Annotated in this window: 38 protein-coding genes; 36 read left to right on the top strand and 2 right to left on the bottom strand. The window is 61.7% G+C overall.

Annotated elements, in window-relative coordinates; genetic code table 11:
• The first annotated feature begins 35 nt into the window (after positions 1–35).
• Both tuf and rpsJ read left to right on the top strand, forming a co-directional pair.
• A complete protein-coding gene (tuf, locus tag RMET_RS16670; protein WP_011517774.1) occupies positions 36–1,226 on the top strand; it encodes an elongation factor Tu in 1,191 nt (396 codons plus the stop codon).
• Positions 1,227–1,305: 79 nt separating this feature from the next.
• Complete coding sequence (gene rpsJ / locus RMET_RS16665; RefSeq protein WP_006160488.1) at positions 1,306–1,614, top strand: 30S ribosomal protein S10; 309 nt, start codon at positions 1,306–1,308, stop codon at positions 1,612–1,614.
• 94 nt (positions 1,615–1,708) lie between these two features.
• Here rpsJ and RMET_RS16660 read toward each other — a convergent pair whose 3' ends face one another.
• Positions 1,709–2,722: an AraC family transcriptional regulator gene (locus RMET_RS16660; protein ID WP_011517773.1), complete on the bottom strand. Its 1,014-nt coding sequence runs from the start codon at positions 2,720–2,722 to the stop codon at positions 1,709–1,711.
• A gap of 319 nt (positions 2,723–3,041) precedes the next feature.
• On the opposite strand from RMET_RS16660, the gene RMET_RS16655 reads away from it, so the two are divergent.
• From RMET_RS16655 to dsbD, 34 genes are all read left to right on the top strand, one after another.
• A complete protein-coding gene (locus RMET_RS16655; protein ID WP_011517772.1) occupies positions 3,042–4,271 on the top strand; it encodes a dienelactone hydrolase family protein in 1,230 nt (409 codons plus the stop codon).
• Positions 4,272–4,357: 86 nt separating this feature from the next.
• Positions 4,358–5,146, top strand: coding sequence for an SDR family oxidoreductase (locus RMET_RS16650; RefSeq protein WP_011517771.1), 789 nt, complete (start codon positions 4,358–4,360; stop codon positions 5,144–5,146).
• Positions 5,147–5,179: 33 nt separating this feature from the next.
• Positions 5,180–6,421: a styrene monooxygenase/indole monooxygenase family protein gene (locus RMET_RS16645; protein ID WP_011517770.1), complete on the top strand. Its 1,242-nt coding sequence runs from the start codon at positions 5,180–5,182 to the stop codon at positions 6,419–6,421.
• A gap of 1 nt (position 6,422) precedes the next feature.
• Complete coding sequence (locus RMET_RS16640; protein WP_011517769.1) at positions 6,423–6,935, top strand: flavin reductase family protein; 513 nt, start codon at positions 6,423–6,425, stop codon at positions 6,933–6,935.
• 269 nt (positions 6,936–7,204) lie between these two features.
• Positions 7,205–7,849 (top strand): 50S ribosomal protein L3, encoded by a 645-nt coding sequence (gene rplC / locus RMET_RS16635; RefSeq protein ID WP_011517768.1) that lies wholly within the window; start codon positions 7,205–7,207, stop codon positions 7,847–7,849.
• Positions 7,850–7,861: 12 nt separating this feature from the next.
• Positions 7,862–8,482, top strand: coding sequence for a 50S ribosomal protein L4 (rplD, locus tag RMET_RS16630; RefSeq protein WP_008642923.1), 621 nt, complete (start codon positions 7,862–7,864; stop codon positions 8,480–8,482).
• Positions 8,479–8,793, top strand: coding sequence for a 50S ribosomal protein L23 (rplW, locus tag RMET_RS16625; protein WP_006576245.1), 315 nt, complete (start codon positions 8,479–8,481; stop codon positions 8,791–8,793). Before rplD ends, rplW begins: the two co-directional genes overlap by 4 nt.
• Positions 8,794–8,795: 2 nt before the next feature.
• Entirely contained in the window at positions 8,796–9,626 is an 831-nt protein-coding gene (gene rplB / locus RMET_RS16620) for a 50S ribosomal protein L2 (RefSeq protein ID WP_008642926.1), read from the top strand.
• 22 nt (positions 9,627–9,648) lie between these two features.
• Positions 9,649–9,924 (top strand): 30S ribosomal protein S19, encoded by a 276-nt coding sequence (gene rpsS / locus RMET_RS16615; RefSeq protein WP_008642928.1) that lies wholly within the window; start codon positions 9,649–9,651, stop codon positions 9,922–9,924.
• A gap of 9 nt (positions 9,925–9,933) precedes the next feature.
• The gene (rplV, locus tag RMET_RS16610) at positions 9,934–10,263 is read left to right on the top strand and encodes a 50S ribosomal protein L22 (RefSeq protein WP_008642930.1); all 330 of its coding nucleotides are present in this window, start codon (positions 9,934–9,936) and stop codon (positions 10,261–10,263) included.
• Between the two features lie 9 nt (positions 10,264–10,272).
• On the top strand, positions 10,273–11,070 hold the full coding sequence (gene rpsC / locus RMET_RS16605; protein WP_008642932.1) for a 30S ribosomal protein S3: 798 nt from the start codon (positions 10,273–10,275) through the stop codon (positions 11,068–11,070).
• A 2-nt stretch (positions 11,071–11,072) separates the two neighbouring features.
• A complete protein-coding gene (gene rplP / locus RMET_RS16600; protein WP_006576240.1) occupies positions 11,073–11,489 on the top strand; it encodes a 50S ribosomal protein L16 in 417 nt (138 codons plus the stop codon).
• Between the two features lie 12 nt (positions 11,490–11,501).
• A complete protein-coding gene (gene rpmC, locus RMET_RS16595) occupies positions 11,502–11,696 on the top strand; it encodes a 50S ribosomal protein L29 (RefSeq protein WP_008642937.1) in 195 nt (64 codons plus the stop codon).
• Positions 11,693–11,971, top strand: a complete 279-nt coding sequence (gene rpsQ / locus RMET_RS16590; protein WP_008642939.1) for a 30S ribosomal protein S17 — start codon at positions 11,693–11,695, stop codon at positions 11,969–11,971. Before rpmC ends, rpsQ begins: the two co-directional genes overlap by 4 nt.
• Positions 11,972–12,248: 277 nt before the next feature.
• Positions 12,249–12,617 (top strand): 50S ribosomal protein L14, encoded by a 369-nt coding sequence (rplN, locus tag RMET_RS16585; protein ID WP_006576237.1) that lies wholly within the window; start codon positions 12,249–12,251, stop codon positions 12,615–12,617.
• A 9-nt stretch (positions 12,618–12,626) separates the two neighbouring features.
• Positions 12,627–12,935, top strand: a complete 309-nt coding sequence (gene rplX / locus RMET_RS16580; RefSeq protein WP_008642940.1) for a 50S ribosomal protein L24 — start codon at positions 12,627–12,629, stop codon at positions 12,933–12,935.
• A 25-nt stretch (positions 12,936–12,960) separates the two neighbouring features.
• Complete coding sequence (gene rplE / locus RMET_RS16575) at positions 12,961–13,503, top strand: 50S ribosomal protein L5 (RefSeq protein WP_008642941.1); 543 nt, start codon at positions 12,961–12,963, stop codon at positions 13,501–13,503.
• A gap of 9 nt (positions 13,504–13,512) precedes the next feature.
• A complete protein-coding gene (gene rpsN / locus RMET_RS16570) occupies positions 13,513–13,818 on the top strand; it encodes a 30S ribosomal protein S14 (protein WP_008642942.1) in 306 nt (101 codons plus the stop codon).
• Between the two features lie 27 nt (positions 13,819–13,845).
• Entirely contained in the window at positions 13,846–14,241 is a 396-nt protein-coding gene (rpsH, locus tag RMET_RS16565; RefSeq protein ID WP_011517767.1) for a 30S ribosomal protein S8, read from the top strand.
• A gap of 9 nt (positions 14,242–14,250) precedes the next feature.
• Positions 14,251–14,784 (top strand): 50S ribosomal protein L6, encoded by a 534-nt coding sequence (rplF, locus tag RMET_RS16560; protein ID WP_011517766.1) that lies wholly within the window; start codon positions 14,251–14,253, stop codon positions 14,782–14,784.
• Between the two features lie 11 nt (positions 14,785–14,795).
• Positions 14,796–15,152 (top strand): 50S ribosomal protein L18, encoded by a 357-nt coding sequence (gene rplR / locus RMET_RS16555; protein WP_008642949.1) that lies wholly within the window; start codon positions 14,796–14,798, stop codon positions 15,150–15,152.
• 21 nt (positions 15,153–15,173) lie between these two features.
• Entirely contained in the window at positions 15,174–15,692 is a 519-nt protein-coding gene (rpsE, locus tag RMET_RS16550) for a 30S ribosomal protein S5 (protein ID WP_008642951.1), read from the top strand.
• Between the two features lie 10 nt (positions 15,693–15,702).
• Positions 15,703–15,885, top strand: a complete 183-nt coding sequence (gene rpmD, locus RMET_RS16545; RefSeq protein WP_008642953.1) for a 50S ribosomal protein L30 — start codon at positions 15,703–15,705, stop codon at positions 15,883–15,885.
• Positions 15,886–15,904: 19 nt separating this feature from the next.
• Positions 15,905–16,339, top strand: coding sequence for a 50S ribosomal protein L15 (gene rplO, locus RMET_RS16540; RefSeq protein WP_008642954.1), 435 nt, complete (start codon positions 15,905–15,907; stop codon positions 16,337–16,339).
• A gap of 49 nt (positions 16,340–16,388) precedes the next feature.
• The gene (gene secY / locus RMET_RS16535; RefSeq protein WP_008642955.1) at positions 16,389–17,732 is read left to right on the top strand and encodes a preprotein translocase subunit SecY; all 1,344 of its coding nucleotides are present in this window, start codon (positions 16,389–16,391) and stop codon (positions 17,730–17,732) included.
• A 24-nt stretch (positions 17,733–17,756) separates the two neighbouring features.
• Positions 17,757–17,975: a translation initiation factor IF-1 gene (gene infA / locus RMET_RS16530; RefSeq protein ID WP_008642956.1), complete on the top strand. Its 219-nt coding sequence runs from the start codon at positions 17,757–17,759 to the stop codon at positions 17,973–17,975.
• Between the two features lie 31 nt (positions 17,976–18,006).
• On the top strand, positions 18,007–18,123 hold the full coding sequence (gene rpmJ / locus RMET_RS16525) for a 50S ribosomal protein L36 (RefSeq protein WP_008642959.1): 117 nt from the start codon (positions 18,007–18,009) through the stop codon (positions 18,121–18,123).
• Between the two features lie 19 nt (positions 18,124–18,142).
• Positions 18,143–18,508: a 30S ribosomal protein S13 gene (gene rpsM, locus RMET_RS16520; protein WP_008642961.1), complete on the top strand. Its 366-nt coding sequence runs from the start codon at positions 18,143–18,145 to the stop codon at positions 18,506–18,508.
• Positions 18,509–18,532: 24 nt separating this feature from the next.
• Entirely contained in the window at positions 18,533–18,934 is a 402-nt protein-coding gene (rpsK, locus tag RMET_RS16515; protein ID WP_008642963.1) for a 30S ribosomal protein S11, read from the top strand.
• Positions 18,935–19,227: 293 nt separating this feature from the next.
• Positions 19,228–19,851, top strand: a complete 624-nt coding sequence (rpsD, locus tag RMET_RS16510) for a 30S ribosomal protein S4 (RefSeq protein WP_011517763.1) — start codon at positions 19,228–19,230, stop codon at positions 19,849–19,851.
• A gap of 175 nt (positions 19,852–20,026) precedes the next feature.
• On the top strand, positions 20,027–21,007 hold the full coding sequence (locus tag RMET_RS16505; RefSeq protein WP_008642968.1) for a DNA-directed RNA polymerase subunit alpha: 981 nt from the start codon (positions 20,027–20,029) through the stop codon (positions 21,005–21,007).
• A 151-nt stretch (positions 21,008–21,158) separates the two neighbouring features.
• Positions 21,159–21,554, top strand: coding sequence for a 50S ribosomal protein L17 (gene rplQ / locus RMET_RS16500; protein WP_008642987.1), 396 nt, complete (start codon positions 21,159–21,161; stop codon positions 21,552–21,554).
• 112 nt (positions 21,555–21,666) lie between these two features.
• Entirely contained in the window at positions 21,667–22,047 is a 381-nt protein-coding gene (gene cutA / locus RMET_RS16495) for a divalent-cation tolerance protein CutA (RefSeq protein ID WP_011517762.1), read from the top strand.
• Positions 22,048–22,105: 58 nt separating this feature from the next.
• Entirely contained in the window at positions 22,106–24,013 is a 1,908-nt protein-coding gene (gene dsbD, locus RMET_RS16490) for a protein-disulfide reductase DsbD (RefSeq protein ID WP_049799756.1), read from the top strand.
• An 18-nt stretch (positions 24,014–24,031) separates the two neighbouring features.
• Here the strand turns inward: dsbD and RMET_RS16485 are convergent, their stop codons facing one another.
• On the bottom strand, positions 24,032–25,213 hold the full coding sequence (locus tag RMET_RS16485; protein WP_011517760.1) for a magnesium transporter CorA family protein: 1,182 nt from the start codon (positions 25,211–25,213) through the stop codon (positions 24,032–24,034).

Genomic DNA, 25,213 nt, shown 5'->3' with positions numbered 1-25,213 from the left:
ATCGAATCAGACTGTATTCCATTAGGAGCTGAAACATGGCAAAGGAAAAGTTCGAGCGGACCAAGCCGCACGTGAACGTAGGTACGATTGGTCACGTTGACCACGGCAAGACGACGCTGACGGCAGCGATTGCCACGGTGCTGGCAGCCAAGTTCGGTGGCGCAGCCAAGAAGTACGACGAAATCGACGCAGCGCCGGAAGAGAAGGCACGCGGCATCACGATCAACACCGCGCACGTGGAATACGAGACGGCCAACCGTCACTACGCCCACGTTGACTGCCCGGGCCACGCTGACTATGTGAAGAACATGATCACGGGCGCTGCGCAGATGGACGGCGCGATTCTGGTGTGCTCGGCCGCTGACGGCCCGATGCCGCAGACGCGTGAGCACATCCTGCTGGCCCGTCAGGTTGGCGTGCCGTACATCATCGTGTTCCTGAACAAGTGCGACATGGTGGACGACGCCGAGCTGCTCGAGCTGGTGGAAATGGAAGTGCGCGAGCTGCTGTCGAAGTACGAATTCCCGGGCGACGACACGCCGATCATCAAGGGTTCGGCCAAGCTGGCGCTGGAAGGCGACAAGGGCGAACTGGGTGAAGTGGCGATCATGAACCTGGCCGACGCGCTGGACACGTACATCCCGACGCCGGAGCGCGCTGTGGACGGTACGTTCCTGATGCCGGTGGAAGACGTGTTCTCGATCTCGGGCCGCGGTACCGTGGTGACCGGTCGTATCGAGCGTGGCGTGATCAAGGTCGGTGAAGAAATCGAAATCGTGGGTATCCGCCCGACGGTGAAGACGACTTGCACGGGCGTGGAAATGTTCCGCAAGCTGCTGGATCAAGGCCAGGCTGGTGACAACGTTGGTCTGCTGCTGCGCGGCACGAAGCGCGAAGACGTGGAGCGTGGTCAAGTTCTGTGCAAGCCGGGCTCGATCAAGCCGCACACGCACTTCACGGGTGAGGTGTACATTCTGTCGAAGGACGAAGGTGGTCGTCACACGCCGTTCTTCAACAACTACCGCCCGCAGTTCTATTTCCGTACGACCGACGTGACCGGCTCGATCGAGCTGCCGCAGGACAAGGAAATGGTGATGCCGGGTGACAACGTGTCGATCACCGTCAAGCTGATCGCCCCGATCGCCATGGAAGAAGGTCTGCGCTTCGCTATCCGCGAAGGTGGCCGTACCGTCGGCGCCGGCGTTGTGGCAAAGATCCTCGACTAAGCAATCTTCCTGGGACATGCCCGCGGGCATGTCCCCTTTTATCCGGGCCACTAGCCCATCGCTCTTTTAAGGAACAATCATGCAGAACCAGAAGATCCGTATCCGCCTGAAGGCTTTCGACTATCGCCTGATCGACCAGTCGGCAGCCGAAATCGTGGATACCGCCAAGCGTACCGGTGCTATCGTCAAGGGTCCCGTGCCCCTGCCGACCCGTATCCAGCGCTTCGACATCCTGCGTTCGCCGCACGTCAACAAGACCAGCCGCGATCAGTTCGAGATCCGCACTCACCAGCGCCTGATGGACATCGTCGACCCGACCGATAAGACCGTCGACGCGCTGATGAAGCTCGACCTGCCGGCAGGCGTGGACGTCGAGATCAAGGTGTAAATATGTTTCGGGCCGCATCGGCGGCCTGTTGCAGCAAAACGGCGAACTTCGGTTCGCCGTTTTTGTTTTGTGGTGACCCGGTTTCTTGCCTGGCTCAGCCCCGACCGCGTCGTCGCAAGGTCTCTCCCGGGCACTCCCCAAACGCACGCCGGTATTCGACGCTGAATCGCCCCAGGTGAGCAAAGCCCCAGCGCAACGCGGCGGCCGTTACCGAAGACAGCGATGCGTCATTGAGCAGATCCTGCCTCACCCGTTCCAGGCGGACCGTGCGCAGATAGGTCATCGGGCTCAGGCCCCGATGCTCGCGGAATCCCGCATACAGGCTGCGCAGACTGACCCCCGCCATCTCGGCGAGCAGCGCGGGCGTCACCGCTGCATCGGCGTGGGCATGGATGTATTCCTCGACAACCTTCACGTGCCTTGGCGCCAGCGGCTTGCCGTGTTCGCGTAACACGTCGGACAGGCTGTGCGGCTGGAACGTCAGCAATGTGCCGATTGCCAACTGCTCGAGCTGGCAGGCAGTTAGCGGGTGGCTCGCGGTTTGCGGCGCGTGGTTCAAGGTGTCGGCAAGATACTGGACGAGCGACTGCCACCCCGTGTTGCGCCAGGCCATGCCGAGCTGGAAGCGCAGCGGCTGGTTCGGTCGCCGGCCCAGATATGCCGCGCAAACGCGTTCCAGCGCGCTGCGTTCGATGCGTACGATGAGTTGGTCGTTGTCGGCGCTCCATCGCATCCGCAGGGGTTCGCTCGGCGTCAGCACCGAGGCGCATTCCGAATCCGAGACAACGTGCTGCCCGCCGCAGTGAATATCCGCCTGGCCAGCCATCGGCATCTGTATCAGCAAGAAATCGCCGAGCGGGCCTGGGTCGATTGTCACGTCTCCGCCGTAACTGAGCCGGTTGAAGGACACTGCCCCCACGGGCACGTGATGCATTCGCGCACGCAGAGCATTGCCATGCAGGGTGAGTCGATGGGGCTTGAAGACCGACGCAACCCGTGCACGCGTGGTGTCGAGGTCGTCCGAATCGAACACCAGACGGCCGGTGTCGTGAAGCAGGGCACCTGCCAGCGGCACCATGGCCGGGGCAGTGGGGGGCATCTGCGGCATGTCTCGCTCCTGGCGGGGCCGGCCCGGGCGCTGCCGCTTCTGCCGGTGGATCGCCACCTTGACCGAACGTGCGCGCCGCGTGATTCCGGCTGTTGTCAGCCGGCTGGCACAGTGCGCAGCGGCTGATTCGCTGCGCACCACTATAGCGGATTCGTCCCCGGCCCCAACGTCCCCCTTGAACGGGGACACACTTTCCTGCACTAATCGGATAGCCGCTGCACTAGGTGGCTAGTTTGCTGCGGTGCGGGTCTCCGATCATGAAGGCAACGGCGGGGCACGCACGGCGGCCATACCCACAAAACATACAGGAGCAAAAGGCATGGGCCAGACTATCCAGATCCAGACCCAGGACGGCAACTTCAGTGGCTATCTCGCCACTCCGGCAGGAGGCAAGGGCCCTGGCATCGTGCTGTGCCAGGAGATCTTCGGCGTCAATGCCACCATGCGGCAGGTGGCCGACTACTATGCCGAGGAAGGCTATACCGTGCTGGTGCCGGATCTGTTCTGGCGCATCGAGCACGGGATCGAGCTATCCGACCGTGGGGCGGACTTCCAGCGTGCACTCGGCTTGTACCAGCAATTTGACGAAGATAAGGGCGTGCAGGACGTCGGCGCCGCTCTCGCCACGCTACGCCAACGCCCCGAATGCGCTGGCCAGACCGGTGTGCTCGGCTTCTGCCTCGGCGGCAAGCTGGCCTATCTGGCGGCGTGCCGACTGCCGGACGTAGCCTGTGCCGTCGGCTACTACGGGGTTGGTATCGAGCGCGCGCTTGGCGAGGCCAGAAACATCCGTGGCCGGCTGGTACTGCATGTCGCCGAGCGCGATGGCTTCTGCCCGCCCGAGGCGCAGGCGAGCATCCGCGAAGCGCTGTCCGGCCAACCCGGTGTCGAACTGTACGTCTATCCGGGGATGGATCACGCGTTCGCGCGCACCGGCGGCGAGCACTTCGACAAGGCCTCGGCCCTGATGGCGCACCAGCGTTCGATCGCGGCGTTCCGCGCCGAGATGGGCCCGCACTACGATTTCTCCGCGCTGTGGGATAAGCATTGCGAGTACGAATTCGCCACGCGCGATGTCGATGCCACGATGGCGACGATGGTGGCCGAGCCATACGTCAACCACATCCCGACGATGACCGGTGGCGTGGGCTACCGGCAGCTCAAGCGCTTCTACCAGCACCACTTCGTCCACAGCAATCCGCCCGACACCACGCTGATTCCGCTGTCCCGCACGATCGGCGCCAGCCAGGTAGTGGACGAGATCCTCTTCTGCTTTACCCACACCTGCGAGATCGACTGGATGCTCCCCGGCGTGCCTCCAACCGGCAAGCGCGTAGAGATCCCGCTGATCGCCATCATCAAGTTCCGTGGCGACAAGCTCTATCACGAGCATATCTACTGGGACCAGGCCAGCGTGCTGGTACAGGTCGGCCTGCTCGATCCCAAGGGGCTACCCGTGGCCGGAGTCGAGACGGCACGCAAGCTGCTGGACGAAACCCTGCCATCCAACACGCTGATGGCGCGCTGGAGCGAGAGCGAAGGCAAGTAACGCCCCCGGCCCACGTTGCGGAACGGGCGGAACGCGGGGACGGCACGTCAGAGGCCGCCCCGCACATCAACCGAGGAGACACCATCATGCAAGGCTTGCAGGACAAGGTAGCCATCGTCACAGGCGGCGCCACACTGATCGGCGCGGGGGTTGCCCGCGCATTTGCCGAAGCGGGCACCCGCGTGGCGATTCTCGATATCGACGCCGCCGGCGGCGAGCGCGTGGCGGCGTTGTTGGGACCGATGGCCATGTTCGTGCCCACCGACATCACCCAGGACGATCAGGTCCGCAGCGCGGTGGCGCAGGTGGTCAGCCGATTCGGCGGCGTGGATTTTCTGGTCAACCTGGCCTGCACCTATCTGGATGATGGCTTTCGCTCTTCCCGCGCTGACTGGCTGGCGGCACTCGATGTGAACGTGGTGTCCGGCGTCATGCTGGCGCAGGCCGTGCACCCGCACATGCGCACGCGTGGCGGCGGTGCCATCGTCAATTTCACCAGCATCTCGGCGCGGGTCGCGCAGACCGGGCGCTGGCTCTATCCAGTATCCAAGGCCGCCATGGCGCAACTGACGCGCAGCATGGCGATGGACCTCGCGCCGGACCGCATCCGCGTCAATGCCGTCTCACCGGGATGGACCTGGTGCCGGCTGATGGACGAAGTCAGCGGTGGCAACCGCGCGCGCACCGATGCCGTGGCCGCGCCCTTCCACATGCTCGGCCGCGTTGGCGAGCCGGACGAGGTCGCACAGGTGGTCCTGTTTCTCTGCTCGGATCACGCCAGCTTCGTCACCGGAGCGGACTACGCGGTGGATGGCGGATACGCCGCCATGGGCCCTGAACAGAACGTCCCGGCCATCGGCAAGCTGGCTGGCTGAATCGCCTTCCGAAAACAGATCACGGAGACAACCATGAGCCAACGTATTGCCATCGTCGGTGCCGGCCAGTCCGGATTACAGATGGCCCTGGGGCTGCAGGCCAGAGGCTATCGGGTGACATTGCTGTCTAATCGCACCGCGGACCAGATTCGCGCGGGCAAGGTGATGTCCAGCCAATGCATGTTCGACCGCGCGCTGCAGACCGAGCGCGATCTCGATCTCAACTGGTGGGAGGAAGCGTGCCCGCCCGTGGAAGGTATCGGCCTGGCCATTCCCCATCCGGAACGGCGCGGCGAGAAGCTGATCGACTGGGCGGCCCCGCTGGACCGCGTGGCGCAGGCAGTGGACCAGCGCCTGAAGATGCCGGCGTGGATGGATGCCTTTGTCGAACGCGGCGGCGATCTGCGCATTGTCGATGTTGGGCTGAATGAGTTGGAAGCCCTGACGCTCGACCACGACCTGGTGCTGCTGGCCGCCGGCAAGGGGGAGATCGTCAGCCGCTTCGAGCGCGACGCCGCACGCAGCCCTTTCAGCGCGCCACAACGCGCGCTGGCGCTGACGTACGTCACCGGCATGTTGCCGCGCACACCCTTCTCGCGGGTTTGCTTCAACCTCATCCCGGGGGTAGGGGAGTACTTCGTGTTCCCAGCACTTACGCTATCCGGGCCATGCGAGATCATGGTGTTCGAAGGGGTACCGGGCGGCGACATGGACCGCTGGTCCGAAGCGCGCACGCCGGAAGCACACCTCGAGGAGAGCCTGCGCATCCTGCGTACCTATCTGCCCTGGGAGGCCGAGCGTTGCGATCGCGTGGCGCTGACCGATGCCAACGGCATCCTGTCGGGCCGCTTCGCGCCGACGGTGCGCAAGCCGGTACTGACCTTGCCTTCCGGTCGACTGGTGTTCGGCATGGCCGACGCCGTGGTCGTCAACGATCCCATCACTGGTCAGGGTTCGAATAACGCCGCCAAGTGCTGCAAGGTCTATCTGGATGCCATCCTCGCGCGGGACGGCCTTCCCTATGACGCGGACTGGATGAACCAGACGTTCGAGCGGTACTGGGCGTATGCGGGCGATGTGGTCAACTGGACCAACTCGCTGCTGACCCCGCCGCCGCCTCATATCCTCGGCCTCTTGGGCGCCGCGGGCCAGTCGCCGGCTTTGGCCGCGCGCATTGCCAACGGATTCGACAATCCACCGGATTTCTTCCCGTGGTGGTCCGATCCGTTGGCATGTCAGCAGTTGATCGACCAGCAACTGGCCAAGGCAGCGTGACATGGACTCGACCAAGATAGTCGCAAGCACGCCGGCGGGCGCGCCCGATCCCCGCGCCCTGCGAAGGGTCTGCGGACGGTTCGCGACGGGCGTGGCGATCATTGGTGCGTGCGCCCCACAAGGCCGGCCGGTGGGGCTGACCGTGAACTCGTTCGCCTCGCTGTCGCTGGATCCGCCGCTGATCGTTTGGAGCCTGGCGCGCCATTCGCCCAATGCGGCACTGTTTCAGTCAGGAGAGGCGTTCGGCGTGAGCATCCTCCGGGCCGGGCACGACGAACTGGCGCGTCGATTCGCCAGACCCCAGCCCGACAAGTTCGCCGGTGTGCCGCACTGGCGCTGTCCGCGTGGCGTGCCATATCTTGACGAGGCGCTCGCGACGCTTTCGTGCCGTGTCGAGCGCGCCGACCCGCTCGGCGATCACCTGCTGATCGTCGGTGCGGTAGAGGATTTTGCAGCCTCCGATGGTGATCCGCTGGTGTTCTACGGGGGCGATTTCGTCCGCGTGGCCGCCTGAAATGCACACTTCGGCGGCCATCGCGCCGCCACGAGTTGGCTTTACGCCGCAATTTCGCCGAATTCTGCCGCTACAGACGTGGTCCTGCGCGGGATTCGGCAATTGAACTTGCCCTTTCCAAGCTCCTGCGTTATAGTGTAAGGCTACCCGTTTCTCCGGGTAGCGGGGACCGTTTTGGTCGTGCGCAATTTCTTTCGCGCAACCCGCACTCACACAGTTTTCGTGTATCAATCAGCCCCGGCCAATCGCAGCTGGGAATGGAGCAAACCATGAGCCTTGGCCTTGTAGGTCGCAAGGTTGGCATGACCCGTATTTTCACGGACGACGGTGATTCGATTCCCGTTACCGTGGTCGAGGTCGGCGACAACCGCGTGACGCAAATCAAGACGGACGAGACCGACGGTTACACCGCCGTTCAAGTCACCTTTGGCAGCCGACGCGCAAGCCGCGTTACCAAGCCGCTGGCGGGTCACCTCGCCAAAGCCGGTGTGGAAGCTGGCGAAGTCATCAAAGAATTCCGCATCGATGCAGCCAAGGCTGCCGAGCTGCAAGCTGGCAGCTCGCTCTCCGTCGACCTGTTCCAGGTTGGCCAGAAGATCGACGTGCAGGGCGTGAGCATCGGTAAGGGCTACGCCGGTACCATCAAGCGCCACCACTTCGCATCGGGTCGTGCCACCCACGGTAACTCGCGTTCGCACAACGTTCCGGGTTCCATCGGTATGGCACAGGATCCGGGCCGCGTGTTCCCGGGCAAGCGCATGACGGGTCACCTGGGTGACGCTACCCGCACCGTGCAAAACCTCGAGATCGCCAAGATCGACGCAGAGCGCAAGCTGCTGCTGGTCAAGGGCGCCATCCCCGGTTCCAAGGGCGGCAAGGTCATCGTGACCCCGGCCGTCAAGGCCAAAGCTTAAGGAGCGCATGTAATGGAACTCAAGCTCCTCCAGGACAACGGTCAAATCGGCGCCGGCGTTGCCGCGTCTGCCGAAGTGTTCGGCCGTGACTACAACGAAGCCCTCGTTCACCAGATCGTCGTCGCTTACCAGGCCAACGCGCGTAGCGGTAACCGTAAGCAGAAGGATCGTGAAGAGGTCAAGCACACGACCAAGAAGCCGTGGCGCCAGAAGGGTACGGGCCGTGCTCGTGCCGGTATGTCGTCCTCGCCCCTGTGGCGTGGCGGTGGCCGTATCTTCCCGAATTCGCCGGAAGAGAACTTCAGCCAGAAGGTCAACAAGAAGATGTTCCGTGCTGGTATGCGCTCGATTTACTCGCAGCTCGCACGTGAAGGTCGTATCAACGTGGTGGACGGTTTCGCTGTCGACGCGCCCAAGACCAAGCTCTTGGCCGACAAGTTCAAGGCCATGGGCCTGGACTCGGTGCTGATCATCACCGACAACCTCGACGAGAACCTCTACCTGGCTTCGCGCAACCTGCCGAACGTGGCAGTCGTGGAGCCGCGTCATGCTGATCCGCTGTCGCTCGTGCACTACAAGAAGGTGCTGGTGACGAAGGCGGCTGTCGCGCAGATCGAGGAGTTGCTGAAATGACGCAAGTAGCCAAGAACGATCATCGTTTGATGCAGGTGCTGCTCGCGCCGGTGGTTTCCGAAAAGGCAACCCTGGTAGCCGACAAGAATGAACAAGTCGTGTTCGAAGTGGCTCGCGATGCCAACAAGGCAGAAGTGAAGGCCGCAGTCGAACTGCTGTTCAAGGTCGAGGTGCAGTCCGTTCAGATCCTGAACCAGAAGGGCAAGCAAAAGCGCTTTGGCCGCTTCATGGGCCGTCGCAACCACGTGAAGAAAGCTTACGTGTCGCTGAAGCCGGGTCAGGAAATCAATTTTGAAGCGGAGGCCAAGTAATCATGGCACTCGTCAAGACCAAGCCGACTTCCCCGGGTCGTCGCTCGATGGTGAAGGTGGTCAACAAGGACCTTCACAAGGGCGCCCCGCACGCTCCGCTGCTGGAAAAGCAATTCCAGAAGTCGGGTCGTAACAACAATGGTCATATCACCACCCGCCACAAGGGCGGTGGTCATAAGCACCACTACCGCGTGGTCGACTTCAAGCGCAACGACAAGGACGGCATCGCCGCCAAGGTCGAGCGCCTGGAATACGATCCGAACCGCAGCGCGAACATCGCGCTGGTGCTGTTCGCCGACGGCGAGCGCCGCTACATCATCGCCACGAAGGGCATGGTGGCCGGCCAAGCCCTGATGAACGGCTCGGAAGCGCCGATCAAGGCTGGTAACAACCTGCCGATCCGCAACATCCCGGTTGGTACCACGATCAACAACGTGGAAATCCTGCCTGGCAAGGGCGCGCAAGTTGCGCGTGCTGCTGGTGGTTCCGCCGTGCTGCTGGCCCGCGAAGGCCTGTACGCTCAGGTTCGTCTGCGCTCCGGTGAAGTGCGTCGCGTGCATATCGAATGCCGCGCCACCATCGGTGAAGTGGGCAACGAAGAGCACAGCCTGCGCGTCATCGGCAAGGCCGGTGCAACTCGCTGGCGCGGTATTCGCCCGACCGTTCGCGGCGTGGTGATGAACCCGGTCGACCACCCGCATGGTGGTGGTGAAGGCAAGACTGCTGCTGGTCGCGATCCTGTGTCGCCGTGGGGTACCCCTGCTAAGGGTTACCGTACCCGCAGCAACAAGCGCACGGACAGCATGATCGTCCAGCGCCGCCACAAGCGCTAATCGGTAGGTAGGAGCTAAAGATATGACTCGTTCCGCAAAAAAGGGTCCGTTCTGCGACGGCCACCTGCTGAAGAAGGTGGAAGCGGCCGTTGGCGGCAAGGACAAGAAGCCCATCAAGACATGGTCGCGTCGTTCGACCATTCTGCCGGACTTCATCGGCCTGACGATCGCCGTGCACAACGGCCGTCAACACGTGCCGGTGTACGTGACGGAAAACATGGTTGGCCACAAGCTCGGCGAATTTGCGATCACTCGCACGTTCAAGGGCCACGCGGCTGACAAGAAAGCGAAGAGGTAAGGTGCCATCATGGAAGTGAAAGCGATTCATCGCGGTGCCCGCATCTCCGCCCAGAAGACGCGTCTGGTCGCTGACCAGATCCGTGGTCTGCCGATCGAGCGTGCGCTCAACATCCTGGCTTTCAGCCCGAAGAAGGCCGCCGGGATCGTGAAGAAGGTGGTCGAATCGGCCATCGCCAACGCTGAGCACAACGAAGGCGCCGACATCGACGAGCTGAAGGTCAAATCGATCTTCGTCGACAAGGCAACCTCGCTCAAGCGCTTCACCGCACGGGCGAAGGGCCGCGGCAACCGCATCGAGAAACAAACCTGTCACATCACTGTGACGCTCGGCAACTAAGGAGTCACGATGGGACAGAAGATTCATCCGACTGGCTTCCGTCTGGCCGTCAGCCGTAACTGGGCTTCGCGTTGGTACGCCAACAACACGAAGTTCGCCGGCATGCTGAAAGAAGACATCGAAGTTCGCGAGTTCCTGAAGAAGAAGCTCAAGAACGCATCGGTTGGCCGCGTCGTGATCGAGCGTCCTGCCCGTAATGCACGTATCACCATTTACAGCTCGCGTCCGGGCGTGGTGATCGGCAAGAAGGGTGAGGACATCGAACTGCTGAAGGCCGAGCTGCAACGTCGCATGGGTGTGCCCGTGCACGTGAACATCGAGGAAATCCGCAAGCCGGAAACCGATGCGCAGCTGATCGCCGATTCGATCACGCAGCAGCTCGAGCGCCGCATCATGTTCCGTCGCGCCATGAAGCGCGCGATGCAGAACGCGATGCGTCTGGGTGCCCAAGGCATCAAGATCATGAGCTCGGGTCGTCTGAACGGTATCGAAATCGCACGTACCGAGTGGTACCGCGAAGGCCGTGTGCCCCTGCACACCCTGCGCGCCGACATCGACTACGGCTTCTCCGAAGCCGAAACCACCTACGGCATCATCGGTGTCAAGGTGTGGGTCTACAAGGGTGATCACCTGGGCCGCAACGATGCGCCCGTGGTTGAAGAGCCGCAAGAAGACCGTCGTCGTCGCCCGGGTCGTCCGGAAGGCCGTCGCCGCGAAGGTGAAGGCCGTCCGGCTGGCAACCGCCGCGGTGGTGCCGGTGCTGGTCGTCGTGCTGCGCCTGGCGCAGATGCGAAGAGTGGAGAATAACAATGCTGCAACCGAAGCGTAGGAAGTATCGCAAGGAGCAGAAGGGCCGCAACACGGGTAAGGCTACCCGTGGTAACGCCGTGTCTTTCGGCGAATTCGGCCTGAAGGCAATGGGCCGTGGTCGCCTGACCGCTCGTCAGATCGAGTCGGCACGTCGTGCGATGACCCGTCACATCAAGCGTGGCGGCCGCATCTGGATCCGGATTTTCCCGGACAAGCCGATCTCGAAGAAGCCTGCCGAAGTTCGTATGGGTAACGGTAAGGGCAACCCGGAATACTACGTGGCTGAAATTCAGCCGGGCAAGATGCTGTACGAAATGGATGGCGTGAGCGAAGAGCTGGCGCGTGAGGCGTTCCGCCTCGCGGCCGCCAAGCTGCCGATCGCCACGAATTTCGTGGTGCGTCAGGTCGGTACGTAAGGAGAGTTAAGGATGAAAGCATCCGAACTGCGCGGCAAGGACGCCGCAGGCCTGAACCAGGAGCTCTCCGAGCTGCTGAAGGCCCAATTTAGCCTGCGCATGCAAAAGGCCACCCAACAGCTGCAGAACACCAGCCAGCTGAAGAAGGTGCGCAAGGACATCGCGCGTGTGCAAACCGTGCTGACCGAAAAGGCGAACGCGAAATGACTGAAGCTGCGAAGACTGAAACGTCGCTTCGCCGTACCCTCGTGGGTCGTGTCGTGAGCGACAAGATGGACAAGACCGTGACGGTCCTGATCGAAAACCGCGTCAAGCACCCCCTGTACGGCAAGTACGTGCTGCGTTCGAAGAAGTACCACGCACACGACGAGGCCAACCAGTACAAGGAAGGCGACAAGGTCGAGATCCAGGAAACCCGTCCGCTGTCGCGGACCAAGTCCTGGGTGGTTTCCCGGCTGGTAGAAGCTGCGCGCGTCATCTAAACACAACAGTGTATTGATGACTTGCAAGTCCAGGGTTATATGCTATAATCCTGGACTTCCGCTTTGTTGCGCTTGCCCCTGCAGTATCACCCGGGCGGGCCTGCGAAGCGAGCCAGGGTCTGGTGCTCCATGTTTTGCGGGGTAGCAGGCACTACCGACTTCCAAGTTGATCAACCCAAGCGGTGCGGGGCGCAATGCCAGGTACCGACGGGACCAAGACTGACCGGCGGGCTTCCTATATGGAGAGTCTGGCGGATTAAGTTGGGAAGATAACACCATGATTCAGACAGAAAGCCGGCTCGAAGTGGCCGATAACACCGGTGCGCGCGAAGTGCTGTGCATCAAGGTACTGGGTGGGTCCAAGCGCCGCTACGCGAGCGTGGGCGACATCATCAAGGTGACCGTGAAGGACGCAGCGCCGCGCGGTCGCGTGAAGAAGGGCGACATCTACAACGCAGTCGTTGTGCGTACCGCCAAGGGCGTGCGCCGCGCTGATGGTTCGCTCGTCAAGTTCGACGGCAATGCTGCTGTCCTGCTGAACAACAAGCTCGAGCCGATCGGCACCCGTATTTTCGGGCCGGTGACTCGTGAACTCCGTACCGAGCGCTTCATGAAGATCGTGTCGCTCGCTCCGGAAGTGCTGTAAGGAGCCGCCATGAACAAGATTCGCAAAGGCGACGAAGTCATCGTGCTGACCGGCAAGGACAAGGGCAAGCGCGGCACGGTGCAAGCAGTGCAGGGTGACAAGGTCGTGGTTGAAGGTGTGAACGTTGCCAAGAAGCACGCTCGCCCGAACCCGATGCTGGGCACCACCGGTGGTGTGGTCGACAAGCTCATGCCGCTGCATATTTCCAACGTTGCGCTCGTAGATGCCAATGGCAAGCCGTCGCGCGTCGGTATCAAGGTCGAAGACGGCAAGCGCGTGCGCGTGCTGAAGACGACCGGTGCCGTCCTGGCCGCTTGATTCTGGGCACAGATAGGAGTTGAGCATGACAGCACGTCTGCAAGAGTTTTACAAAGAACAGGTTGTGCCGGCGCTGATGAAGCAGTTCGGCTACAAGTCGGTCATGGAAGTGCCGCGTTTCACCAAGATCACCCTGAACATGGGCCTTGGCGAAGCCATCAATGACAAGAAGGTCATTGAGCTGGCCGTTGGCGACCTGACCAAGATCGCCGGTCAGAAGCCTGTGGTGACGAAGGCCAAGAAGGCCATCGCCGGCTTCAAGATCCGTCAGGGCTACCCCATCGGTGCGATGGTGACCCTGCGCGGTGAGCGTATGTTCGAATTCCTGGATCGTTTCGTGACCGTGGCCCTGCCGCGCGTACGTGACTTCCGTGGTGTGTCGGGCAAATCGTTCGACGGTCGTGGTAACTACAACATCGGTGTGAAAGAGCAGATCATTTTCCCCGAAATTGAGTACGACAAGATCGACGCACTGCGTGGTCTGAACATCAGCATCACGACGACGGCTAAGAACGACGAGGAAGCCAAGGCTCTCCTGAATGCGTTCAAGTTCCCGTTCCGTAATTAAGGGGTAACCGTGGCTAAACTGGCTCTGATTGAACGTGAGAAGAAGCGCGCAAAGCTCGTGGCGAAGTACGCCGACAAGCGCGCAAACCTCAAGGCCATTATTGACGACCAAGAAAAGTCGGAAGAAGAGCGTTATCTGGCGCGCCTCGAGCTGCAAAAGCTCCCGCGCAACGCGAACCCGACTCGCCAGCGTAACCGCTGCGCGATCACCGGTCGTCCCCGCGGTACCTTCCGCAAGTTTGGCCTGGCGCGTAACAAGATTCGTGAAATCGCCTTCAAGGGCGAAATTCCGGGTCTGACGAAAGCCAGCTGGTAATTACGCACAGGCTACAGGAGAAACAGTATGAGCATGAGCGATCCTATCGCCGATATGCTGACGCGCATTCGCAACGCCCAGGGCGTGCAGAAGGCGTCGGTGGTCATGCCCTCGTCCAAACTGAAGGCTGCGATCGCCAAAGTCCTGAAGGACGAAGGCTACGTCGAAGACTTCTCGGTGCAGGAAGAAGGCGGCAAGGCGCAACTGACCATTGGTCTGAAGTATTACGCCGGCCGTCCGGTGATCGAGCGCATTGAACGCGTTTCGAAGCCCGGTCTGCGCGTGTACAAGGGCCGCAGCGACATTCCCCACGTGATGAACGGCCTGGGCGTTGCGATCATCTCGACCCCGCAGGGTCTGATGACCGACCGCAAGGCACGTGCCACTGGCGTGGGCGGCGAAGTTCTCTGCTACGTCGCGTAAGGAGCAAACATGTCCCGTGTAGGTAAGGCTCCCATCGCGCTGCCGAAAGGCGCGGAAGTTAATGTGGCGGCTGGCGTGCTCTCCGTAAAGGGCCCGCTCGGTACGCTGTCCCAGCCGATTCATAGCCTGGTGAAGGTCAACGTTGCCGAAGGCACGCTGACGTTCGAACCGGCCGACGAATCGCGCGAAGCTAACGCCCTGCAAGGCACCATGCGCGCGCTGGCCGCGAACATGGTCAAGGGCGTGACCACCGGTTTCGAGCGCAAGCTGCAGCTGGTTGGCGTGGGTTACCGCGCTCAACTGCAGGGCGCCGCTCTGAAGCTCCAGCTTGGTTTCTCGCACGACGTGATCCATGAGATGCCGGAAGGCGTGAAGGCCGAAACGCCGACGCAGACCGAGATCATCATCAAGGGTGCGGACAAGCAGAAAGTCGGTCAGGTTGCCGCGGAAGTTCGCGCGTACCGTCCGCCTGAGCCCTACAAGGGCAAGGGTGTTCGCTACGCTGACGAGCGCGTCATCCTGAAGGAAACCAAGAAGAAGTAAGGGGTGCAATGATGAACAAGAAAGACGCTCGTTTGCGCCGTGCACGTCAGACCCGCGCCAAGATCGCGGAACTGAAGGTGAATCGTCTGACCGTGTTCCGTACGAATTCGCATATTTACGCTCAGGTGTACTCGCCGTGCGGCACGCAAGTGCTGGCTTCGGCTTCGACCGCCGAGGCAGAAGTGCGCAAGGAACTGAATGGCAACGGCGCTACCGTCGCTGCCGCCACCGTGGTGGGCAAGCGTGTTGCCGAGAAGGCAAAGGCTGCCGGCGTGGAAACCGTCGCGTTCGATCGTGCTGGCTTCCGCTTCCACGGCCGCGTGAAGGCCCTGGCTGACGCTGCCCGCGAAGCCGGCCTCAAGTTCTAAGCGCTCACAGAGAGATACGTCATGGCAAAGATGCAAGCAAAAGTCCAACAGGACGAACGCGACGACGGCCTCCGCGAGAAGATGATCTCGGTCAACCGTGTCACCAAAGTGGTGAAGGGTGGCCGTATCCTCGGTTTCGCTGCGCTGACCGTGGTGGGTGACGGCGATGGCCGCATCGGCATGGGCAAGGGCAAGGCCAAGGAAGTTCCGGTGGCCGTGCAGAAGGCAATGGACGAAGCCCGTCGCAAGATGGTCAAGGTCGCACTGAAGAACGGCACTCTGCAGCACGAAGTTGTTGGTCGTCACGGCGCCGCCAAGGTTCTGATGATGCCCGCCAAGGAAGGTACTGGCGTGATCGCCGGCGGCCCGATGCGCGCGATCTTCGAAGTGATGGGTGTGACGAACGTTGTGACCAAGTCGCACGGTTCGACGAACCCTTACAACATGGTTCGTGCCACCCTCGATGGTCTGACCAAGATGAGCACGCCGGCAGAAATCGCCGCCAAGCGTGGCAAGTCGGTTGAAGACATCCTCGGCTAAGGTGAACGAAATGTCGCAGAAAACCGTAAAAGTGCAACTCGTGCGCAGCCTGATCGGCACGCGCGAGGATCATCGCGCCACCGTTCGTGGCCTGGGCCTGCGCCGTCTGAACTCCGTTTCGGAGCTGCAGGACACGCCCGCCGTGCGCGGCATGATCAACAAGGTCTCGTACCTGGTCAAGGTTCTGGCCTGATCGGGACTTGGAGAGCAACATGCAACTGAACAACCTGAAACCGGCTGACGGTTCGAAGCACGCTAAGCGTCGCGTCGGCCGCGGTATCGGCTCCGGCCTGGGCAAGACGGCTGGTCGCGGTCACAAGGGTCAGAAGTCGCGTTCGGGCGGCTTCCACAAGGTGGGCTTCGAAGGCGGTCAAATGCCGCTGTATCGCCGCCTGCCGAAGCGTGGTTTCACCTCGCTGACCAAGGCCTTCACCGCCGAAGTGACCCTGCGCGACATCGAACGCCTGGAAGCTGCTGAAGTGGACCTGCTGGTCCTGAAGCAAGCTGGCCTGGTGGGCGAGCTGGTCAAGAGCGCAAAGGTCATCAAGGCCGGTGAACTGTCCCGCAAGGTGACGATCAAGGGTCTGGGCGCCACCGCTGGTGCCAAGGCTGCGATCGAAGCCGCTGGCGGCCAGATCGAAGCGTAATTACGCAGTAGCATTCGCAGCATAGGCGAAGTCACAGTCGGAGCATCGTTTGGCCACGGCGAAACCCAATGCAAGCGCGCAGGCCAGGAACACGGCGAAGTACGGCGACCTCAAGCGCCGGTTGATGTTCCTGGTGCTGGCTTTGATCGTCTACCGCATCGGTGCGCATATTCCGGTGCCGGGGATTGATCCGGACCAGCTTGCGAAGCTTTTCCAGTCTCAGTCAGGTGGCATCCTCGGGATGTTTAACCTGTTCTCGGGCGGTGCGCTGTCGCGCTTTACCGTCTTCGCGCTCGGCATCATGCCGTACATCTCGGCGTCGATCATCATGCAGTTGTTGACGATCGTGCTGCCGCAGTTGGAGTCGTTGAAGAAGGAAGGGCAGGCAGGGCAACGCAAGATTACGCAGTACACGCGTTACGGCACTGTGGTTCTGGCCACGTTCCAGGCGCTGTCGATTGCGGTTGCGCTGGAATCGCAGCCTGGTCTCGTGTTGGAACCGGGTCTGATGTTCCGGGCCACGGCGGTGATCACGCTGGTGACTGGCACGATGTTCCTGATGTGGCTGGGTGAACAGATCACCGAGCGTGGTCTGGGCAACGGTATCTCGATCATCATCTTTGGCGGTATCGCGGCGGGCTTGCCCAATGCGATTGGCGGACTGTTCGAACTGGTCCGTACGGGTTCCATGAGCATCATCGCGGCGATCTTTATCGTGGCGATCATTGCGGGTGTGACCTTCGCCGTGGTGTTTATCGAGCGTGGCCAGCGCAAGATTCTGGTGAACTATGCCAAGCGTCAGGTCGGCAACAAGGTGTACGGCGGTCAGTCGTCGCATCTGCCGCTGAAGCTGAACATGGCAGGGGTGATTCCGCCGATCTTTGCATCGTCGATCATCCTGTTCCCGGCAACGATTGCGGGCTGGTTTACGTCGGACTCGACGAGTGCGGTGGGTCGGTTCATCAAGGACCTGGCTGCCACGCTGTCGCCGGGTCAGCCGGTGTACATCCTGCTGTATGCAACTGCGATTGTTTTCTTCTGCTTCTTCTATACGGCTCTGGTGTACAACAGCCGGGAAGTGGCGGATAACCTGAAAAAGAGTGGTGCCTTCATTCCGGGCATCCGTCCGGGCGAGCAAACGACGCGCTATATCGACAAGATCTTGGTGCGCCTGACGCTGGCTGGTGCGATTTACATCACACTAGTCTGCCTGTTGCCGGAATTCCTGGTGCTGCGCTGGAACGTTCCGTTCTATTTCGGCGGAACCTCGCTGCTGATCATCGTGGTCGTCACGATGGACTTCATGGCACAGGTACAGTCCTACGTCATGTCGCAGCAGTATGAGTCGCTGCTGAAGAAGGCGAATTTCAAGGGTAACCTGACCTTGCGTTAAAAACAGGTTGGGACAGGCTCAGGTATGGCAAAAGACGACGTCATCCAGATGCAAGGGGAGGTCCTGGAAAATCTCCCCAACGCGACGTTCCGCGTCAAGCTTGAAAACGGCCACATAGTACTGGGCCATATCTCCGGCAAGATGCGAATGAACTACATCCGGATTCTTCCGGGTGACAAGGTGACTGTCGAGCTGACCCCATATGATCTGTCACGCGCACGCATCGTCTTCCGGACGAAGTGAAGCGAACAGGAATTGAAGGAAGAGGAAAATCATGAAAGTGCTGGCTTCTGTTAAGCGCATTTGCCGCAACTGCAAAATCATCAAGCGCAACGGTGTCGTGCGCGTGATCTGCTCGTCGGATCCCCGCCACAAGCAACGCCAAGGCTAATCGGAAAGAGGATTGACGAATGGCACGTATCGCAGGGGTTAACATCCCGAACCACAAGCATACCGAAATCGGCCTGACGGCCATTTACGGTATCGGCCGCTCGCGCGCCCGCAAGATTTGCGAGGCCACCGGTGTACCGTTTGACAAGAAGGTCAAGGACCTGACCGACGCCGACCTGGAAAAGCTTCGTGATGAAGTGGGCAAGGTCACGGTCGAGGGTGACCTGCGTCGTGAAACCACGATGAACATCAAGCGTCTGATGGACCTTGGTTGCTATCGTGGCATGCGTCACCGCAAGGGTCTGCCGATGCGCGGTCAGCGTACCCGCACCAACGCTCGTACCCGTAAGGGTCCGCGTAAGGCCGGCGTGGCACTGAAGAAGTAAAGCCGAAGGCATAGGAAGAATCGAATGGCAAAAGGTCCGAATAACGCCGCCCAGCGCGCGCGTAAGAAGGTCAAGAAGAACGTTGCCGACGGCATTGCGCACGTCCACGCTTCGTTCAACAACACCATCATCACCATCACCGACCGCCAGGGCAACGCCCTGTCGTGGGCGACCGCAGGTGGCCAGGGCTTCAAGGGTTCGCGTAAGTCGACCCCGTTCGCTGCCCAGGTTGCCGCCGAGAACGCCGGCCGTGTTGCGCAAGACCAGGGTATCAAGAATCTGGAAGTGCGCATCAAGGGCCCCGGTCCCGGCCGTGAGTCGGCTGTCCGTGCGCTGAACGCGCTGGGCATCAAGATCGCGGTGATCGAAGATGTGACGCCGGTGCCGCACAACGGCTGCCGCCCGCCGAAGCGCCGCCGTATCTAAGCGCTTGGTTTGCCGGAGAATCGCAAGGGGGTTCTTATCCCTTGCCTCCGGACTGTGGTAGTATCGCGCGTTCACCTGCTGCAATCTGATTGCAGCAGGTTTTCGTTTTGCGTCTGGACGAAGGGGGCGTTGCCTCTGCAGCCCGACGTGTTGTCATGCTTTTGCGTTGCGTCCGTGCGGGGCAGGCTGCCTGCCGTTGGCGGATGAAGAACCATAAGCCCACCGTCCGTTACAACCGGTGACGGACTCATGGCGCGTCATGATGGCGCCGTGATCGATCAAAGGAAGATAAAGTGGCACGTTATATCGGCCCGAAGGCCAAACTCTCCCGCCGCGAAGGCACAGATCTGTTCCTGAAGAGCGCACGCCGCTCGCTGGCCGACAAGTGCAAGCTGGACAGCAAGCCGGGCCAACACGGCCGCACCTCGGGCGCTCGTACGTCCGACTACGGCAACCAGCTCCGCGAAAAGCAGAAGGTCAAGCGTATTTACGGCGTGCTCGAGCGTCAGTTCCGCCGTTACTTCGCCGAAGCCGATCGCCGCAAGGGCAACACTGGTGAAAACCTGCTGCAACTGCTGGAATCGCGTCTGGACAACGTGGTGTACCGCATGGGCTTCGGCTCGACCCGCGCTGAAGCGCGTCAGCTGGTGTCGCACAAGGCGATCCTGGTGAACGGTGAGACGCTGAATGTCCCGTCGGCCCAGATCAAGTCGGGCGATATCGTGTCGGTGCGCGAGCAGTCGAAGAAGCAAGTGCGTATCGCCGAAGCACTGTCGCTGGCCGAGCAGTCGGGCTTCCCGACCTGGGTTGCTGTGGACGCCAAGAAGTTCGAAGGCACGTACAAGCAAGCCCCGGATCGCGCCGACATCTCGGGCGACATCAACGAAAGCCTGATCGTCGAATTGTATTCGCGTTAATCGCCGAATCGATCATCGAACGGTTCAGCGCTTGCCTTTCAAGCAAGGCTTCGCTTTCAGCCCGACGCGCTTTGTGGCGCGCCGGGCTTATTGCCCATCGTACGATGGGATTCTCAGGTTCCAAACGTCAGCCTTATCGGTGTAACGAGCCGAGGGTATTGAAAAGGACAACCTAATGCAAACAGCACTCCTCAAGCCAAAAATCATCGCCGTTGAACCGCTGGGCGACCACCACGCCAAGGTCGTGATGGAGCCGTTCGAGCGCGGTTACGGTCATACGCTCGGTAATGCCCTGCGTCGCGTGCTGCTGTCGTCGATGGTCGGTTATGCACCGACTGAGGTCACGATCGCTGGGGTGGTCCACGAGTACTCCACCATCGACGGCGTGCAAGAAGACGTCGTCAACCTGCTCCTCAATCTGAAGGGCGTGGTGTTCAAGCTGCACAACCGCGACGAAGTCACGGTTTCTCTGCGCAAGGACGGTGAAGGCGTGGTGACGGCAGCCGATATCGAACTGCCGCACGACGTCGAGATCATCAACCCGGGTCATGTCATTGCTCACCTGTCCGCCGGTGGCAAGCTCGACATGCAGATCAAGGTTGAACAAGGCCGCGGCTATGTGCCGGGTAACGTTCGCAAGTTCGGTGACGAAGCCAGCAAGGTGATCGGCCGTATCGTGCTGGACGCCTCGTTCTCGCCGGTCCGCCGAGTTTCGTACGCCGTCGAATCGGCGCGTGTGGAACAGCGTACGGACCTGGACAAGCTGGTGATGAACATCGAAACCGACGGCGTGATCTCGCCCGAGGAAGCGATTCGTCAGTCGGCCCGTATCCTGGTTGACCAGCTGTCGGTGTTCGCCGCCCTGGAAGGCACCGAATCGGCTGCCGAAGCTGCTTCGAGCCGCGCGCCGCAGATCGATCCGATCCTGCTGCGTCCGGTCGACGACCTCGAACTGACGGTGCGTTCGGCCAACTGCCTGAAGGCCGAGAACATCTACTACATCGGCGACCTGATCCAGCGTACCGAGAACGAACTGCTCAAGACCCCGAATCTGGGTCGCAAGTCGCTCAACGAGATCAAGGAAGTCCTGGCTTCGCGTGGTCTGACGCTCGGCATGAAGCTCGAGAACTGGCCGCCCGCAGGTCTGGAGAAGTAATTGAAGGCGTGGGGCAGCGGTAACGCCGCCCCACACTTCGCACGCGCCACAGGCATTCCGCCCGTGGCATGGAAGCCCCACCGGCCCGCGCCGTTGCGTAAGCAAAGGCGATAGAAGAGCTGGTTAAACACTGAAATCGAAAGGAATTATCATGCGTCACCGTCATGGTTTGCGGAAACTGAACCGCACCTCGTCGCACCGTCTCGCGATGCTGCGCAACATGTCCAACTCGCTGTTCCAGCACGAGCTGATCAAGACCACCCTGCCCAAGGCGAAGGAACTGCGCAAGGTTGTCGAGCCGCTCATCACGCTGGCCAAGAAGGACACCGTTGCCAACCGCCGTTTGGCTTTCGCCCGTCTGCGCGACCGCGACATGGTTACCAAGCTGTTCACCGAACTGGGCCCGCGCTATGCGACCCGTCCGGGCGGCTACACCCGTATCCTGAAGTTCGGCTTCCGTCAGGGCGACAACGCGCCGATGGCGCTGGTCGAGCTGGTGGATCGTCCGGAAATCACCGAAGCCCCGGCTGAAGAAGCGGCGGAATAAGTGATGCCTGATCCCGTCTTTCGCTGACGGGATTCTGGACACGGCACTACAATCGAGCCAGGCTTTTGCCTGGCTCTTTTGTTTTGTGCCTCGTTTGCGCTGGAATCTGGCTATGACCGCTTCGAACGCTTCCCCTTCCGCTCAGTCGGCGGACCCGACGGAGTCGGTACTGATTGTGATGACGAACCTGCCCGACGAGGCGTCGGCGATCCGCCTGAGCGCGGCCATTCTCGAGGCGCGCGTAGCGGCGTGTGTGAACCGGATGGCACCATGCCAGTCGGAGTACTGGTGGCAGGGCAGGCTGGAGCAAGCGCAGGAATGGCCGCTGCTGATCAAGACGACGCAGCGTCAGTACGCGGCCTTGGAAAAACTGATCCGCGCTATGCATCCCTACGACGTGCCGGAGCTTGTCGCATGGCCGCTGGCGGCCGGTTTGCCGGCCTATCTGGGCTGGGTCCGGAGCGAAGCGACGGGTGCTGACGACAAGGTCTGAAGCTTCTCAAGTATCGGAATATCAACACATGGTAATGACGGGTAGCAGCATCGGAACAATGTGGAAAGCCGGTGCAACGCGCGGGAATCTGGTGCGACATATCGCCGCACTTTGGCTGACTGTATTCGCCTGCCTCTTCTTCTGGAACGTTGCACATGCGGCGACCGAAGACGATTTCCTGCCGCCGGAGCAGGCCTTTCGATTTGCCGCCAGACAGGTCGACCAGAAGACCGTCGAGGTTCGCTTCGACGTGGCAGATGGCTACTACCTGTACCGTGAGCGCTTTTCCTTCGCTGCTCAGCCGGCTGACGTAAAACTCGGCAAGCCGGAGATGCCTGCCGGAAAGGTCCATTTCGATGAGACCTTCGGCAAGGACATGGAGACGTATCGTGGCGCCGTTGTGATCAAGGTGCCGGTTGAGCAGGCGCCCGCAGATGGCCGCTGGTCGCTCGTGGTGACGTCGCAGGGTTGTGCGGACAAGGGGCTTTGCTATCCGCCGATGGAAAGCGTCTACAAGGTCGGTGGCTCCGCACTTGGCAACTTGTTCGGCGATCGTGGTGCGGCGGCTCAGTCGACGCCGGAGGCGCAGGCTCCTGCCGCAGTGCAACCTGCACCGGATCGCGCGGCGCCGACGCGTCCAAGCAAGGTGGTCGACGACACCGATAGGATCGCCAATGCACTCGCCAGCCGCAATCTCGCGCTGATCGGGGCCCTGTTCTTCGGCCTCGGCATTCTTCTGACATTCACGCCGTGCGTGCTGCCGATGGTGCCGATTCTTTCGTCGATCGTCGTCGGCGAGCATGTCACGCGCGGGCGTGCGTTCCTGGTGTCGCTCTCCTACGTGCTTGGCATGGCCGTGGTCTACACCACGGTGGGCGTAGCGGCCGGTCTGGCTGGCGAAGGCCTGGCCGCGGCGCTCCAGACGCCCTGGGTGCTTGGCGCTTTCGCAGCCTTGATGGTCGCGCTCGCGATGTCCATGTTCGGCATGTACGAACTGCAGATGCCGCAGCGCTGGCAAGCCCGACTGACCGAATCCTCGAATCGCCGACAGAGCGGGCAGTTTGTCGGTGCGGCCCTGATGGGGGCGATTTCTGCGCTGATCGTGGGGCCCTGTGTCACGGCACCGCTCGCGGGCGCGCTGGCGTATATCGCGCAAACCGGCGATGCCATCACCGGCGGAGCGGCCCTGATGGCTATGGCTCTCGGCATGGGCGTGCCGCTGATGCTGGTTGGGATGGGCGCCGGCAATCTGCTGCCACGAGCGGGCAAGTGGATGGAGGCTACCAAGCGCTTCTTCGGCTTCCTGCTTCTGGGCGTGGCGATCTGGATGGTGACGCCCGTACTGCCAGCGTGGGTCGTGATGCTGGCATGGGCAGCGCTGCTGCTTGTGGCGGCCGTCTATCTCGGCGCGTTCGATGCGCTGGGCCCGGACCCACGGGGCGTGATGCGACTGGGCAAGGGGCTTGGCCTGCTGGCGGCATTGGTGGGCGCGATTCAGATCGTTGGTGTGGCGTCGGGCGGACGAAATCCCTTGCAGCCGCTTTCCCATCTGAGTCTGTCGGCGGCCACGCTGCCACCGCATGCCGCCGAGATTCGCTTCGAGCGCGTGCGGAACATCGCCGAACTCGATGCGCGGATCGCACAGGCCTCCGCTGCCGGGCGTCCGGTGCTGCTGGATTTCTATGCCGACTGGTGCGTCAGTTGCAAGGAGATGGAGAAGCTGACGTTCCCGGACGCGAAAGTCAGGGCGCAACTCGCGGACGTCGTCCTGTTGCAGGCTGACGTGACGGCCAACAATGCCGACGATCGCGCGTTACTGAAGCGTTTCGGTCTGTTCGGCCCGCCGGGCATCATCCTTTTCGGCAAGGATGGACAGGAGCGCCCGGTGCGGGTGATCGGCTATCAATCGGCATCGCGCTTCCTCGAAAGCCTTGAGCGCGCGCTGGGGCCGCGGTCGCAGACCTGACCCGGCCCGGTCCGCGTCCTAGCGATCCAGCCAGCGGCCCAGGCCCCAGACGCCACCGATCACGGCGACCACGGCTCCCATCAACCCGATCGACCACCAGAAGCCTTCAGGCTCTTGCAGCCACGGCATTCGCGCGAAGTTCATGCCGAAGATGCCCGTGATGAGCGTCAGCGGCATGAAGACCGCCGTGATGACGGTCAGCGCGCGCATGGTCCGGTTGGTTCGGTGGGCCACTGCGGAAAAGTGGATCTGCACCGCGGATTCGATCGAATCCTCGAGTCGCCGGGCGTGCGCCAGCACGCGCAGGATGTGCTCCATCAGGTCGTTGATGCGTACGAGCAGGACTTCGTCGCGGCTCGCTTCTTGCATACCTTCGGCATCTTCGGCGCTATAGCGGTTGTCGAGCAGACTGTCGCGAAACTCCTGCAGCGCATCCCGCTGCTCTTCACTGAGATGCTCCAGCCGCCTGAGCTGGATGCGCGCATCCAGCAGACCTTCCCAGCTTGAGAAACTATGGCGACTGCTCAGCAGCGCCCGCTGCCAGCGATCGAGCTGCCGGGTCAGCGGGGCACGCAGATCCAAGTAGCGGTCGACCATCGCGTTCAGCAGTCGCAGCATGAGGTCTTCGGGCCGGGTTGGCGGCCTGACGCCATGCACCAGCGCCGCCGTGCCGCCGGCGCGCGCGGACGCGGGGCGAGGCGCGCCACAGCTCTCGAGTAGCCTTTGGCGTACCTGTTCGATAGTGCGTGACGGCGAGGGCCGCACGGTTACCAGTACGTTGTCGAAGACGAAGAATGCAACTGGCTGTGTATCAATGCGGGCGAGCGCTGGCAGGAAGCCCGGCGCGTACTTGCGTGATGCCTTGCGCTGCGCAACAGACTGTCTGGCTTCGGCCTCGGCGAACTGCCGGCTGGTTTCGAAGGTGAGCTTGCGGAAGATCACCATGTCGTACGCGTGGGTCGTATCGAAGAACGACGGATGCGCAGGATTGGTGGCGTCGGCCAGATGCAGGTCGAGGATGGGAGCACCCGTCAGCGCCATCAGGCTGTCTCGCCAGACGCTGGGCGCTGGCGTGACTTCCTCGGTGCCAAAGTCCGCCCAGACAAACCGCGCGGCCGCATTTCCGGAGAGGAAGTCGCGTGCCGCGTCGAGTGTGTCCAGCGGATGTACCTGGTTGGCCGAGAAGCCTAGCAGCTGCAT

It is taken from the genome of Cupriavidus metallidurans CH34, from assembly GCF_000196015.1.
Lineage (GTDB): Bacteria > Pseudomonadota > Gammaproteobacteria > Burkholderiales > Burkholderiaceae > Cupriavidus > Cupriavidus metallidurans.
The sequence above is the reverse complement of the archived record's forward strand: the minus strand, read 5'-3'. Positions and strand labels throughout refer to the sequence as shown.

Excerpts from the sequence above, each read along its gene's own strand:
- tuf (WP_011517774.1), top strand. The coding sequence starts at position 36 with ATGGCAAAGGAAAAGTTCGAGCGGACCAAGCCGCACGTGAACGTAGGT.
- rpsJ (WP_006160488.1), top strand. The coding sequence starts at position 1,306 with ATGCAGAACCAGAAGATCCGTATCCGCCTGAAGGCTTTCGACTATCGC.
- RMET_RS16660 (WP_011517773.1), bottom strand. The coding sequence starts at position 2,722 with ATGCCGCAGATGCCCCCCACTGCCCCGGCCATGGTGCCGCTGGCAGGT.
- RMET_RS16655 (WP_011517772.1), top strand. The coding sequence starts at position 3,042 with ATGGGCCAGACTATCCAGATCCAGACCCAGGACGGCAACTTCAGTGGC.
- RMET_RS16650 (WP_011517771.1), top strand. The coding sequence starts at position 4,358 with ATGCAAGGCTTGCAGGACAAGGTAGCCATCGTCACAGGCGGCGCCACA.
- RMET_RS16645 (WP_011517770.1), top strand. The coding sequence starts at position 5,180 with ATGAGCCAACGTATTGCCATCGTCGGTGCCGGCCAGTCCGGATTACAG.
- RMET_RS16640 (WP_011517769.1), top strand. The coding sequence starts at position 6,423 with ATGGACTCGACCAAGATAGTCGCAAGCACGCCGGCGGGCGCGCCCGAT.
- rplC (WP_011517768.1), top strand. The coding sequence starts at position 7,205 with ATGAGCCTTGGCCTTGTAGGTCGCAAGGTTGGCATGACCCGTATTTTC.
- rplD (WP_008642923.1), top strand. The coding sequence starts at position 7,862 with ATGGAACTCAAGCTCCTCCAGGACAACGGTCAAATCGGCGCCGGCGTT.
- rplW (WP_006576245.1), top strand. The coding sequence starts at position 8,479 with ATGACGCAAGTAGCCAAGAACGATCATCGTTTGATGCAGGTGCTGCTC.
- rplB (WP_008642926.1), top strand. The coding sequence starts at position 8,796 with ATGGCACTCGTCAAGACCAAGCCGACTTCCCCGGGTCGTCGCTCGATG.
- rpsS (WP_008642928.1), top strand. The coding sequence starts at position 9,649 with ATGACTCGTTCCGCAAAAAAGGGTCCGTTCTGCGACGGCCACCTGCTG.
- rplV (WP_008642930.1), top strand. The coding sequence starts at position 9,934 with ATGGAAGTGAAAGCGATTCATCGCGGTGCCCGCATCTCCGCCCAGAAG.
- rpsC (WP_008642932.1), top strand. The coding sequence starts at position 10,273 with ATGGGACAGAAGATTCATCCGACTGGCTTCCGTCTGGCCGTCAGCCGT.
- rplP (WP_006576240.1), top strand. The coding sequence starts at position 11,073 with ATGCTGCAACCGAAGCGTAGGAAGTATCGCAAGGAGCAGAAGGGCCGC.
- rpmC (WP_008642937.1), top strand. The coding sequence starts at position 11,502 with ATGAAAGCATCCGAACTGCGCGGCAAGGACGCCGCAGGCCTGAACCAG.
- rpsQ (WP_008642939.1), top strand. The coding sequence starts at position 11,693 with ATGACTGAAGCTGCGAAGACTGAAACGTCGCTTCGCCGTACCCTCGTG.
- rplN (WP_006576237.1), top strand. The coding sequence starts at position 12,249 with ATGATTCAGACAGAAAGCCGGCTCGAAGTGGCCGATAACACCGGTGCG.
- rplX (WP_008642940.1), top strand. The coding sequence starts at position 12,627 with ATGAACAAGATTCGCAAAGGCGACGAAGTCATCGTGCTGACCGGCAAG.
- rplE (WP_008642941.1), top strand. The coding sequence starts at position 12,961 with ATGACAGCACGTCTGCAAGAGTTTTACAAAGAACAGGTTGTGCCGGCG.
- rpsH (WP_011517767.1), top strand. The coding sequence starts at position 13,846 with ATGAGCATGAGCGATCCTATCGCCGATATGCTGACGCGCATTCGCAAC.
- rplF (WP_011517766.1), top strand. The coding sequence starts at position 14,251 with ATGTCCCGTGTAGGTAAGGCTCCCATCGCGCTGCCGAAAGGCGCGGAA.
- rplR (WP_008642949.1), top strand. The coding sequence starts at position 14,796 with ATGAACAAGAAAGACGCTCGTTTGCGCCGTGCACGTCAGACCCGCGCC.
- rpsE (WP_008642951.1), top strand. The coding sequence starts at position 15,174 with ATGGCAAAGATGCAAGCAAAAGTCCAACAGGACGAACGCGACGACGGC.
- rpmD (WP_008642953.1), top strand. The coding sequence starts at position 15,703 with ATGTCGCAGAAAACCGTAAAAGTGCAACTCGTGCGCAGCCTGATCGGC.
- rplO (WP_008642954.1), top strand. The coding sequence starts at position 15,905 with ATGCAACTGAACAACCTGAAACCGGCTGACGGTTCGAAGCACGCTAAG.
- infA (WP_008642956.1), top strand. The coding sequence starts at position 17,757 with ATGGCAAAAGACGACGTCATCCAGATGCAAGGGGAGGTCCTGGAAAAT.
- rpmJ (WP_008642959.1), top strand. The coding sequence starts at position 18,007 with ATGAAAGTGCTGGCTTCTGTTAAGCGCATTTGCCGCAACTGCAAAATC.
- rpsM (WP_008642961.1), top strand. The coding sequence starts at position 18,143 with ATGGCACGTATCGCAGGGGTTAACATCCCGAACCACAAGCATACCGAA.
- rpsK (WP_008642963.1), top strand. The coding sequence starts at position 18,533 with ATGGCAAAAGGTCCGAATAACGCCGCCCAGCGCGCGCGTAAGAAGGTC.
- RMET_RS16505 (WP_008642968.1), top strand. The coding sequence starts at position 20,027 with ATGCAAACAGCACTCCTCAAGCCAAAAATCATCGCCGTTGAACCGCTG.
- rplQ (WP_008642987.1), top strand. The coding sequence starts at position 21,159 with ATGCGTCACCGTCATGGTTTGCGGAAACTGAACCGCACCTCGTCGCAC.
- cutA (WP_011517762.1), top strand. The coding sequence starts at position 21,667 with ATGACCGCTTCGAACGCTTCCCCTTCCGCTCAGTCGGCGGACCCGACG.
- dsbD (WP_049799756.1), top strand. The coding sequence starts at position 22,106 with ATGTGGAAAGCCGGTGCAACGCGCGGGAATCTGGTGCGACATATCGCC.
- RMET_RS16485 (WP_011517760.1), bottom strand. The coding sequence starts at position 25,213 with ATGCAGCTGCTAGGCTTCTCGGCCAACCAGGTACATCCGCTGGACACA.